Raw genomic sequence first — 11,944 nt, forward strand, 5'->3', positions numbered from 1 at the left:
GCGCCAGCCAGCTTCCCAGAAGCTCAGGATGGAAAACAGAATGTGTCTGTGGATGCATCTCCGCCTTGCAGGCGCACCTGATGCGCGCGCGTTTCGCCAAAATCAATAAAGAAATCCCGATCCAGCTCGATCCCACCTTCCGGCTTCACATCGACCTTGACCATCCAGCCCGAAAGCTTGTCGGGATAGAATTGATCGTCAACGACGCCGTACAACGAGTTGGTGAAATACACCCGCTTTCCGTCCCGGCTGATCTCAACCATCTGAGGAGCGCCAAGAAGCGGTCCGCTCTTTGGGTGCGACTGGCGCCGTACGATGCCGCCGAGCTGAACAGAGCCCGTCAGTTTCGGGTGGAACGGGTCGGAAACGTCATACTGGCGCAGCTCGCCCGTACCCCAGCACAAAACGTATAGGTAGCGATCATCCAGCGACAGGTCGATATCCGTCACCAGCGGCGGGACGGCCTTGAAATCCTTCAATGGCGGCGGGAGATCCTTCGGGTCCGCCGGCTCAGCCGGGATATCGATCACCCGTTTCACCGCCCATCTGTCATTTTCCTGATGCCATACCCAAATGGAACTCGAAAGATCCTTCAAGCACAGGACAACACCCGCAAATCCATACTGTTTATCCGGCTCGTGCGCCGGGCGCAACTCAAAGACAAGCTGGTATTCTTTCCCCAGGTCCACCGTCTGTATGTTCTTTCGACGGCGCAGGTCCCAAAAATGCAGATTATGGCCGTACCTGCTGCCAAGAAGGTCCTCCAGGATCAATCCATTCTCGAACTGGGACGGCCTGCCCCATTCGCTGGTGATCATGACGTCGTAGGCGATGTGCCACCAGAAATCATAGGCCAGCTTCTGCGCTCCCCGGTCCTTCTCCCATGCCCCCTGCACATTAAAATTGAAATGGTCCAGCGTAAAGATTCCTCCCGGCCCCTCGCCTGTCTCGCCCGACCCCAGCGCGCTGACGTAAATCGCTTCCGGCCCGCAATGAATTGTGTGCGGTCGGCTGTATCCGGAATGTCTCTTGATTTCCTCAGGCTCGATCACTTTCGTAATATGAGGATGCGCGGGATCAGGCTTGGTATCAATCACGTAAATCCGCGAGCTTCGCAGACCCGGCACGATCAGATATCTGCGCTCCAGGTGAGGATGCGGCGCGTACGGGCACAGCGCCGAACTGCAGCTATTCCAGCCGTAATGGTGGAGCTCATCTCCGACATGCGGCATCTCCAGTGTCGAAATGATTTGGCTGTATTTCGCCGAATCGGGGCCGACATCAACCACAGCAAGGGCGTCAGGACGGCCGTTCCCGTAGTTCAGCGTCGCGACATACGCCAGTTTCTCCGGCGGCGCCTCCATCGCCTTCCGTGGAGACGGATAAAAAGTGGGGTCCGGTCGCAATAACGGCATCTCTCATCTCCCTTCTCAAGGCAGAACGCAAGTTCGACAAAAGAAATACATTCTTCGCTGCACACAAACAAATAATGACATTCAAAGAAAATACAGGCAAGCGGGAAAGCCGTGCATTTCTGATTTTCATTCTAGCGGACGCCAACGGAAGACATCAGAATCGATATGAACAGGTTTTCCGAAAAGGAGGGAAATGCAAATGTTGCCCAAGACAACATCGCGAGTGCCCGAACATACATCCGATAAGATCAACGAGAAGATTCGCCGCGAGACCGAGCGCAATATCGTCTACTATGCGGGAGCCGGACCGGACGTGCTCGAGAAACGCCTCGAGGAACTCGATCGCGAATGGGACATCGAGAGAATACTCGAAATGAATGCTTCAATGCTGGCGCTTCTTGGATTAACGCTGGGGGCGACCGTCAGCCGCAGATGGTTCATTCTTCCCGCGGTTGTTACCGGATTCCTGCTCCAGCACGCCCTCCAGGGCTGGTGCCCGCCAGTGCCCGTCCTCCGGCGCGCCGGCATCCGAACCGCCGCTGAAATCGATCACGAGCGCTACGCGCTCAAGGCGCTTCGCGGAGACTTCCAAAACCTGCCGCCGGTGGAAGAGGCTTCCCGAAAATCGGCGGAGATTTATGCGGCGGTCGAACGATGAGCGGAATTCATCGCCCATAGTTCCTATTGAAATATCCCATGCCGACGGTATTGCGAAAATGCCAGTCAAACGCGCCGGGGAAAAGGATTTCGCAGATCATCCCAATCGCGGCGCTGCGGAACCACGTCGCAAAACAGTTGCTCAGTCCCTGCGGCTCGATGTAGCAGTTCCACCCGTCGAACCGACGATCCCCCTCCAGAACGTCCGCAAACCCTCCGTCAGCATTCTGAAAATCCAGCAGGGCCGCCAGCTTCTTCTCGAAGGCTGATTCGATATCCGCCCTCCGGTACCCGAATCTGTGCATGTTCGCCAGCACGTCCACAACGTCAATATCAACACAGGCCGAAGTGACGCCTTCTCCAGCAAAATCCACCAATCCGTCCACTATTTTCTCGAAATGACGAACCGGCCGGTTCAGATAATAATAGATGTGGAAGTTGTGCGAGGCGCCCGCCATTGCCACCAGCGGATGCACGGGAGGATTCGCGCTCGCGTCGAGCCAGTATCCCGTTTGCGGGTCCTGCGTCTCCTCGTGCCATTCGAACAGATGCTCTATCAGCGCATCCATCCTCGAATCGCCCGACTCCTTCAACACAAAATAAAAACTCGCCAGATTGACGATGTTGTTGCCCTCGTTCCACGGATCGGACATGTTTCGCTCGGCAAGCCACCGCTCCAATGCCCCAATCGAGCAATACGGCTCGACGAATGCAAGCGGGCGCCCCGGCTTTCCACCGATCGAGAGAACCGCCCCCATCGCATAGTTGGTTGTATGGAAGTCCACGTATTCCCATGTGGGATAATAAACGTCCTGTTTTCGCATCTGCGGCATTCGATAATTGCCCTGTTTCTGCTGGAAACCATTGATAAAACCGACAAGTTCGTCCCGTTTCGAATCCGCCAGACCCTCGTAATTCCCGAGCAGTTTCCGGCAGTGCGCCGCGTTGTATGTCGCCGGCAAGAGCATCGACGGAAACTCGCTTATGTCATGGTATGTGCTCGCCCGGTGCACGCCGAACGGCTGATCCTTTACCAGCATCAAATCCAGCCACTCGATGGCGCGCGCCCGCATCTCCGCGACCCTTGATTTCAGGTCCATTCCTTCGATTCTCCCGGATTGACATCCGAAGTCGCAAACGGCTCAAATATTTGCGATTTTTTTGAAATCCATATGGGAAAGAGGATATAATGTTCGGTTAACCAGTATCTGGAAATTATATACATTTTTCTGCGAGAAGAAAAGGCGGATATGGACCCGAGGAAGAGCCTGCGCGCAAAGGTGCTGCTGGGTTACCTGGTTTTGGTCACGGCCACAGCCATTCTCGGAGTATGGGCAGTCGCTAATTTTGTTATCCTCGGCGGATCAATTAACCAGATTCTGCAAAGAAACTACCGCAGCGTCAAGGCCGCACAAATAATGTCCGGCGCTATTGAAAGGCAGGACAGCGCAGAACTCATGTACCTGTTTGGACGTCATGAGGAGGCCGAGCAGCTGTTTCGAGCCTCGGAAACCGTCTTTCTGGAGGAATACGGCCGCGCAAAAGACAATGTGACCGAGGAGGGAGAGGCGGAAATCATAGAGTCCATAGGAAATTTGTATCCCGAGTACCTCCTGCTTTTCGACCGGTTGAAACAGACCGAGAACGGAGGAGAATTTTATCTTTCCGCGGTCAAGCCCGCATTCGACAAGGCAAAGGACGCAATCAACGACCTGCTTCAAGTTAATCAGGATGCGATGATACGGGCTGAAGAAGCGGCCGAAAGACGTTCGGAATTCGCCGTTTATTCCTCTCTCGGAATTTCGGCGCTGGTGGTAGCCTTTGGTATTGTGTTCGCCCTGAAATTATCGCAAGTCATCATCCGGCCCCTCGAAAAAGTTATTGCCGCCGCCAAAGAGATCGGCGAAGGGCGCCTCGACCTTTCGGTTGAGGCCGAATCACGAGATGAAACCGGATTGCTCGCTCACGAGTTCAACGAAATGGCCACCCGCCTCAGGAATTATCACGCAATGAACCTCGAACGGCTGCTCGCAGAACAGAAGAAGGCCGATGTCATCGTGAATACAATACGCGATTGCATCCTTGTCACTGATCAGCAGAACTGTCTCACGCTTCTGAATCCGGCCGCGGAGCAGTTGTTCAATACCACAAACGAGCGAGCGAGAGGAAAGCATTTCCTCGAAGTGATCCGGGATGAGGCCTTGTTCGAGTCGATAAGAAAGAGCTCTGAAACAGGGCTGCCTCCCTCGCCCGAGGAACTCGATGTCCCCTTTGTCTTCGGCAGCGGCGAATCGCAGCGAGTGTATCGCAAGAGCGTAAGCCCCATGAAAGCGGAGACGGGCAAGCTCATCGGCACGGTCACCATCCTGCAGGATATCACTCATCTTTACCAGCTCGACAGAATGAAGAGCGATTTCATCTCCGCCGTCTCGCATGAGTTCAGGACTCCGTTAACCTCGATCGCGATGGCGGCCGGTCTCTTGCTCGAGCAATCTGCGGGCGAAATAAATGAGAAGCAAAGAGAACTGCTCGAGGCCGCCCGCGAGGACGTGGAGCGATTGACGCGACTGGTTAACAACCTTCTGGATTTTTCCAGAATCGAATCGGGACGCTTGGAATTGACTCTTTCTCCCGTCGATCCGGCCCGCATTCTTGAACTCTCGACGCGACCGTTCAAGCTGCAAATGGAAGAAAAAGGCATCCAACTCGCGATCGGCGTGCAGGGGACGCCGGCGCTTGTGGAAGCCGATCCCAACAAAATCGGCTGGGTCATCAGTAATCTCATCGGCAATGCCCTGCGCTACACCGACTCCGGCGGCCGCATTACGCTCGGCGCCGTCCAGAAAGGGGAGCGCGTACACTTTTCAGTCCAGGATACAGGTGTCGGTATCCCTGCCGAGTTCCAAGAGAAGATTTTCGAGAAGTTCTTCCAGGTGAAGGATCGCGGGGTGATGGAACATGGAGGCGCCGGTCTCGGTCTTGCTATCTCAAGGGAGATTATTCAAGCTCATAACGGAAGGATTTGGGTGGAAAGCGAACCGGGAAAAGGCAGCAAATTCATCTTCACTCTGCCGGTCTCAAAAACGATGGCCACTTCGAAAGCCGAACGATGATGAGCGCAAGAATACTCGTTGTCGAAGACAACGCCCACATAATTCTCGGGATTCGCATGGCTCTTGAGGCGCGGGGATTCGAGGTTCTGGTTGCGAAAGACGGCCTGGCTGCCATGGAGATGGCTTTTGATGTGAAGCCGGACATCATTCTTCTTGACTTGATTATACCAAAATTGGATGGCTTTGCCGTCCTTGACGGACTGAGGAAAAATGCGGCGACACAGCAAATTCCCGTCGTTGTTATCAGCGCAAAGGCGGGCGAGGAAGATATCCGGAGGGCTCGCGAGCTTGGCGCACGCGACTACCTGGTGAAACCGTTCGATCCGCAAGAACTTGCCGCCGCTGTCGAGCGAACGCTCGCCGACACCGCCCCGATGAAGGAGAAGAAATCATGAAGAAAAACCCGATTCTCGTTGTGGATGATGAAAAAAATATCCGGACGACTCTGAGACAGGCTCTTGAGAGCGCCGGATATCGTGTGGAAACGGCCGTCAGCGGCGAAGACGCTCTGGCCAAGTTGGCGGAATCGAGTTTCGACCTGTTGTTCCTCGACATAAAACTCCCCGGAATCGACGGGCTCGAAGTATTGCGCAGGTTGCGGGCCGAAGGCAAGCGCTTGCCCGTCATCATCATTACCGCCTACGGCACCATCGAAAGCGCCGTCGATGCAATGAAAATGGGAGCCGTCGATTACCTGCGGAAACCGTTCGCTCCCGACCAGATTCGCGACATGGCGTCCACCGTGCTGTCGCGCCCGGAACTGAAAGAACATGAGCTGGAAACATATGATCAACTCCTGGAATATTCGAAAATGTGGATCAACGAGCTCGATGTCGGAAAGGCCGCCGAATTTCTCCAAAAGGCCATCGGAGCCGATTCTTCCCGTCCCGAAGCCTTCAACCTGCTCGGCATCATCTTGGAATTGAAAGGAAACCTACTCGAGGCCCAAAAACGATATCGCGCCGCCATTGCGCTCGATCCCACATTCGAGCCGGCGCATCATAATCTTTCCCGCGTCACGGAACTGGATTATACCAGGAAAGGGATTGATTTCGGGCCGGAGCCGCACAAAGAAGATGATGGAAAGGAGAAAAAGTCCTGATGTACGCGCTGATAGTCGGCTGCGGCAGACTCGGCTCTCGTCTGGCAAATCAGCTCTCGCGCGCCGGACATAACGTGGTTGTCGTCGATCGTGTCAAGGAGGCCTTTAACCTGCTGAGCGCAGAGTTCAGCGGGTTTCAAGTGACCGGGGACGCTTCCGACCAGGAGGTTCTCAAAGAGGCGAAAATTCAAGAGGCCGACCTGCTCGCAGCCGTCACCGATGATGACAACGTCAATCTCCTGATCGCGCAATGCGCGCGAGAACTGTATCATGTCCCGAAGGTTCTCGCTCGTGTCGGCGATCCGCTAAAGGGCGCGATCTTTCAAGAGATGGGGCTTCACATTCTGTGTCCTACCACAATCTCGGCGGATGCGTTCGGAGCGGAAATATTGAAACAGGGGGAATAAGGGAGGCACTGTGCGCGTCATTATCGTTGGGGGCGAAAAGCTGGTTTATTTTCTGGGAAGACTTCTTATCTCCGGCGGCAGCACCGTTGCCGTCATCAGTAAAAAGGCTGAAGAATGCCAGGAGATTGTCCGACAATTGGAATCTCTGGTTATCTGCGGAGACGGAAGCGATCCCCGCAGGCTGGAGGAAGCCGAAGCAGGTCGCGCCGACGCCGTCGTTGCCGTTACCCCCTATGACGCCGACAATCTTGTCATCTGTCAGATCGCGAGCCGAAATTTCGGCGTCCCGCGCACGATCGCGCTGCTCAACGATCCAAACAATGAGCTTCTCTTCAAGCGCCTTGGAGTTAGCTCGGTCTTTAATCAGACGAAATTGATTTCCACCCTCATCCGTCAGCGATTATCGGTCGAAGATATCGTGAATCTGTTCCCGATTGCGGAAGAAAAAGTGAACGCCACGGAGATTCGAATCAATGACGGGCATCCCTGCGCGAACAAACAGCTCATGGACATCCCGCTTCCGCCGGGGGCCTTGCTGGCAGTGGTCATTCGGGGCGAGTCCGTTATCATTCCGCGCGGCGATACCCGCCTGCTGCCCGGCGACAGCGCAATCCTCATAACCACCCCGAAGGAACAGGGGCCCGCGCTGCGCATTTTAACTGGGGAAAAATAACGGAAAATGCGCTATCGCGAGAATATCCGCTGGAAATATCTGGCCATCGTCCGGCACATAGGTACTCTGCTCCTCGGCGTTGCGCTCTATCTTCTTCTTCCTCTGTTTGTCCTCATCTGGTATCCATCCGAATCGAATTTTCTGGCGCCGTTCTGTGTCGCTGCCGCGGGAGCGGGCGCGTGCGGACTCCTATTCAGGCTGATCGGCCGAAAGGCGGGCGATGTGACGCTCGGCCTGCCCGAGGGAGGCGTCATTGTTCTTGTCGGCTGGATTTTGGCCATGGTTTTTTCTGCAGTTCCCTTCTCGCTGTCTGGCCCACTGAGCTTTCTCCATGCATTATTCGAATCGGTGAGTGGATGGACTACGACCGGTCTCAGCGTTGTCGATGTCCGGGAGACTCCGCGCATCCTTCTTCTCTGGCGGTCCCTCATGCAGTTCGCCGGGGGCGCCGGCCTGGTAATCATCATGCTTTCCGCCATCGTCGGACCGGCTGGCCGCAGTTTGTCGGTGGCGGAAGGCCGCTCTGAGCAGCTTCTACCGAACGTGAGGCATTCGGCCAAGCTCGTGGTCAGAATCTACCTGGGCTATGCGGCGGCGGGAATTCTGCTTTATCTCCTCGCGGGAATGCCGCTTTTTGACGCGATCAACCATTCATTTTGCTCTCTTTCAACCGGCGGTTTCTCCACTCGAACCGAAAGCATCGGTTACTACAACAGCGTCTCCATCGAACTCGTGACCATGCTCCTCATGCTTCTGGGAGCAACAAACTTCATCATGCATTACGCCCTTCTCAGAGGCGATTTGCGCTCCTTCTTCAGGAATGGAGAAATCCGGCTAACGGGGGCGGCCATTGCGCTGTTTGTTCCGGTTCTTCTGGGGCTTGCCCTTTTACCGCTCTATTCCGCCGGACGGGGCGTTCGCGTCGCCTTTTTCGAGGTCATCTCGGCTCTGACGACCACCGGCTATACAAGCGTGTCCTATTCCGGATGGCCCGACTTCGGGATCATGTGCCTCATCGTTCTCATGCTGATCGGCGGGGGCATCTATTCCACAGCGGGCGGCCTCAAGCAGTACCGCATCTATCTCCTCTTCAAATCAATCATCTGGGAAATCAGCTCGAATCTCATGCCCGCCAGCGCCGTCCATGACCGGTATATTTGGAGAGGTGAAAACAAGTTTTATGTCGGCCCGGAACATATAAGGGAGGCCGGCAATTATCTGTTCCTGTATCTCTCCACGTACGCGGCGGGTGTCATCATTTTCCTCGGATACGGATATTCTCTGAGGGAATCCCTCTTCGAGTTCGCTTCCGCTTTGGGAACGGTCGGCCTTTCAATTGGGCTTACCGGTCCCGCCATGCCTCCGGGAATACTATGGACGGAAATCGCGGGAATGTTCCTCGGGCGCCTCGAATTTTTCGTCGTTATCTACTCGATCATCAAAATCTTTCGCGACGCCGCTTCCGCTCAATAAGCTTCAGATTCCTCCGTAACCAAGCACAATGGGAATTGACTTCCGCATTTTCTGCGGGGTATGATACGCGCATCTATCCCACAAGTCTGAAACGGAGCACGAAGATGCCGCCAAAAAGAAAGAAAACAGCCCCGGCACCACGAAACCCGCGTGTATCGCCTCCCAGACCGGAAAAAGACCAAGCCATCCAGGTTATCAATTTCGGCGACGTTTACTTCGAGCATCCGCGCCCGGATGTGCATGTCGCCCGAATTCTGATTTCAAACGCCTCCTGGATCGATACGACCGAAGGGGCGGTCGTCGTTGATACGCTGCTCCATCCCGCGCTTGGCCGCAAGATGCTCGAAGAGATCCGCAAAACCGCCGGACAAGTCAAATACATTGTCTATACGCACGGTCACCTCGATCATGTCGGCGGCGCATCTGCGTTTCTTGAAGATGCGCCCAAAGTCATCGCCCATCGGTATGTGACGGATCGATTTGAGAAATATCGCATCCTGTCGGAACATCGCGAGCGCATCGCGCAGATGCAATTCAATTTCGCGTTCCATGCCGATCGGGCCGCCTCATTCGTGAACCCGACGCAGGTCTATGACGAGACGCTGACCTTCAAGCTCGGCGATAAAACCTTCGAGCTCAATCATGCGCGCGCCGAAACCGACGACGCAACGTGGGTATTCGTCCCGGAAATCGAGACGGCATTTGTCGGCGACCTCATCATCGCCGGATTTCCCAATATCGGCAACCCGTTCAAGCCAACCCGCTTTGCGCTTCCCTGGGCGCGCGCACTCGAAGCGGTGCGCGTGAAGAATCCGAAGATGCTTGTCGCGCACGGCGGACATGCCGTTTATCAGGGAGACGATGTCAAGGAGTTGCTCGATGTCACCATCGAGGCGATCCATTCCATCCATGATCAAGTGGTGGATTTCATAAACAAGGATGTGCCGCTGGACGAAATGATTCACATGGTGAATCTGCCGGAACATCTGAAAGACCACAGGTACCTTCGCTTCCTGTACTCGCGGCCCGAGTTCGCCGTGCAGAATATCTACCGGTGGTATCACGGCTACTTCGATCACAATCCGGCGCATCTGCTGCCGCGGCCCGAGCGCGAAGTCAACAACGAAATCTTCAGGCTGATCGGCGACCGCGAGGCAATCCTAAAAAGAAGCAGGAGGCTGCTCGCTCGGGGGAAAGGCCAACTTGCCCTGCAGGTGCTCGATGTGCTGCTGAACCATGATCCAAATGACGTCGCGGCCCGAAAGCTGCACATCAAAATTCTCGGCATTCTGTGCGAGCAGGACTATTGCCTCATGTCGCGCAACACATGGGTCTATTTCATGGAAAAGGATAAGAAATTGTTGAAGATTGAATCGAGGCATGTTGAATAGATCGAACCTTGACTTTTCCATTCTGTAAGGATAAAATTTATTGCGTTGCTCTTGGGATACCAGTCGAATGCTACTCTAGAATTATTACCCTCATTGCTGGGCGATTTTGTCGCAGACTTGAGAGATATAAAAGCAAGAGGATCGAAAAATGACGAACTCTGGTCTAGAGGACTTATTTTCAAATATGGAGCGTGAAGCTCACGCGGCGCTAAAAATCGCGGCAGCGGCTATCAGCGCCTTAAGGAAATTTCATTCTGCAGCTCAACTGGGGAATCTGAAGGATCTCAGAAAGAATATCGATTTTGCCGACCAAACTGTCATGCAACTTAAGGAACAGATCGAAAAGGCACGAGCGAGTTGGACATTAAATGATGAAGAATATTTGGCTGGTCACGCTGCCGCTCTAGAGTTTCTAAATGCTGCAGAAGAAGCAGGACTGAAGATGTTTGAACTAGATGAAAGGTTATATTGTCACCCATTCCTCATTCGGACACTCCCGGAAGAGGGAGCGGTGCTAATCGATAAGTCTTTGGAGAAAAGAATACGTCCATCCTTTTTGATCAAATATTTAAAGCAACTCCAAGAGAAACCGTCGAAGTTCAAGCCAGAAACATTCCTCGAGTGCTTATTTGAATGCTACGAAGTCTTGTCCGCAGCGAGAGGAAAAGGAACAACAAGAAATGGCACTGTCGTGAAGTTGAAGGAAATATATAGGCTTCTCACTTTGTTGCCTGGCCAAAACAAGAATTACTCTATCCAAGAGTTTGCCAGAGATATCTACTTGTTGGACAAGAGCCTTGTAAATAGAACAAAAAAGGGATTTAAGGTCCAATTTCCTGCGGATACAGGAACAAAAACTAAGAATCCGCTCTCGGTCATAACTGAAGATGGCATTGAGAAAATCTATTATGGAATATCATTCTCGTATCAACAGGAGACTGCCACATGACTACTGATAGCGCATCTCAATGGCTCGAAATTCTTCGCAAAGAATATTTGCAGGATTTCATCCGAGGCGGAGGATCTGCTGTCAAATTCATAATGCCTTCAAAAGAGATAGCCCCCGAAGATTTAATTGGACGATTGAAAATTGCATCTGAGGAAGAAGGATTTCAATTTGCTTCGATAGATGCCGCTCATACAAAAATTCATATGATCGACAGATTATTCAATGATATTGCTCGCCAAGTTGATTGGGACGGGTTGGCTTCGAATTTTCTTGGTCGGCTCATTGTCAATAATGGGTGCAGGCTTCAGGAAAATTCAAAAAAGCTTAAATTAAATGAAATTGCTGCTTTAAATGGGCTGGAAGAGAAATTCCTTATCATTGACATCCGAAAATGGCTCGAAAAAGATATTTATCGCGATTATGGGATGAGCCAAGAATTCAGAATTGCTATGAGGAAGATGTGTCTGGCCCAACTGGAAGAAGACCAAGATCCTTCTTTCTTCAGAGATTTGGTAAAACAATGGCTGCAGGGTCAGATATCAAGGATTTCGCTACTCAAAGAGGCCCTCATTTTCCAGAAGATTAACCGCTGCAATGCCAGACATATCTTGTTTTCTCTCGTCCATTGGCTGAGGAGGAATGAGCGTTCTGGGATGGTTCTAGTCTTAGACTCATTTTCGACAGTTTGAAAAATTAAGCTATTTTGTATCAAGAACTTACAGAGACAGAAAAAGCTCTAGGCACTACATTTTCTCTGGCTCTCT

At 53.1% G+C, this 11,944-nt stretch carries 12 protein-coding genes; 10 read left to right on the plus strand and 2 right to left on the minus strand.

Annotated elements, in window-relative coordinates:
• Positions 1-23 precede the first annotated feature (23 nt).
• Positions 24-1,415, minus strand: coding sequence for a selenium-binding protein (locus C4520_01045; protein ID RJP26175.1), 1,392 nt, complete (start codon positions 1,413-1,415; stop codon positions 24-26).
• 202 nt (positions 1,416-1,617) lie between these two features.
• On the opposite strand from C4520_01045, the gene C4520_01050 reads away from it, so the two are divergent.
• A complete protein-coding gene (locus C4520_01050; protein ID RJP26189.1) occupies positions 1,618-2,073 on the plus strand; it encodes a DUF2892 domain-containing protein in 456 nt (151 codons plus the stop codon).
• Between the two features lie 7 nt (positions 2,074-2,080).
• Here C4520_01050 and C4520_01055 read toward each other — a convergent pair whose 3' ends face one another.
• A complete protein-coding gene (locus C4520_01055) occupies positions 2,081-3,172 on the minus strand; it encodes a hypothetical protein (GenBank protein ID RJP26176.1) in 1,092 nt (363 codons plus the stop codon).
• A 150-nt stretch (positions 3,173-3,322) separates the two neighbouring features.
• On the opposite strand from C4520_01055, the gene C4520_01060 reads away from it, so the two are divergent.
• The 9 genes from C4520_01060 (at position 3,323) to C4520_01100 (ending at position 11,869) form a co-directional block, all read left to right on the plus strand.
• Entirely contained in the window at positions 3,323-5,185 is a 1,863-nt protein-coding gene (locus C4520_01060; GenBank protein ID RJP26177.1) for a HAMP domain-containing protein, read from the plus strand.
• Positions 5,182-5,580: a response regulator gene (locus tag C4520_01065; GenBank protein RJP26178.1), complete on the plus strand. Its 399-nt coding sequence runs from the start codon at positions 5,182-5,184 to the stop codon at positions 5,578-5,580. Before C4520_01060 ends, C4520_01065 begins: the two co-directional genes overlap by 4 nt.
• Positions 5,577-6,287, plus strand: a complete 711-nt coding sequence (locus C4520_01070) for a response regulator (protein RJP26179.1) — start codon at positions 5,577-5,579, stop codon at positions 6,285-6,287. The genes C4520_01065 and C4520_01070 overlap by 4 nt, the downstream gene beginning before the upstream one ends.
• Entirely contained in the window at positions 6,287-6,694 is a 408-nt protein-coding gene (locus C4520_01075) for a TrkA family potassium uptake protein (protein RJP26180.1), read from the plus strand. The genes C4520_01070 and C4520_01075 overlap by 1 nt, the downstream gene beginning before the upstream one ends.
• Positions 6,695-6,704: 10 nt before the next feature.
• On the plus strand, positions 6,705-7,367 hold the full coding sequence (locus tag C4520_01080; GenBank protein ID RJP26181.1) for a TrkA family potassium uptake protein: 663 nt from the start codon (positions 6,705-6,707) through the stop codon (positions 7,365-7,367).
• A 6-nt stretch (positions 7,368-7,373) separates the two neighbouring features.
• Complete coding sequence (locus tag C4520_01085) at positions 7,374-8,840, plus strand: TrkH family potassium uptake protein (GenBank protein ID RJP26182.1); 1,467 nt, start codon at positions 7,374-7,376, stop codon at positions 8,838-8,840.
• Positions 8,741-10,231: an MBL fold metallo-hydrolase gene (locus tag C4520_01090; protein RJP26183.1), complete on the plus strand. Its 1,491-nt coding sequence runs from the start codon at positions 8,741-8,743 to the stop codon at positions 10,229-10,231. The genes C4520_01085 and C4520_01090 overlap by 100 nt, the downstream gene beginning before the upstream one ends.
• A gap of 148 nt (positions 10,232-10,379) precedes the next feature.
• A complete protein-coding gene (locus C4520_01095) occupies positions 10,380-11,180 on the plus strand; it encodes a hypothetical protein (protein ID RJP26184.1) in 801 nt (266 codons plus the stop codon).
• Positions 11,177-11,869: a hypothetical protein gene (locus tag C4520_01100; GenBank protein RJP26185.1), complete on the plus strand. Its 693-nt coding sequence runs from the start codon at positions 11,177-11,179 to the stop codon at positions 11,867-11,869. Before C4520_01095 ends, C4520_01100 begins: the two co-directional genes overlap by 4 nt.
• Positions 11,870-11,944: the final 75 nt, after the last annotated feature.

Source organism: Candidatus Abyssobacteria bacterium SURF_5 (assembly GCA_003598085.1).
Classification (GTDB): domain Bacteria; phylum Abyssobacteria; class SURF-5; order SURF-5; family SURF-5; genus SURF-5.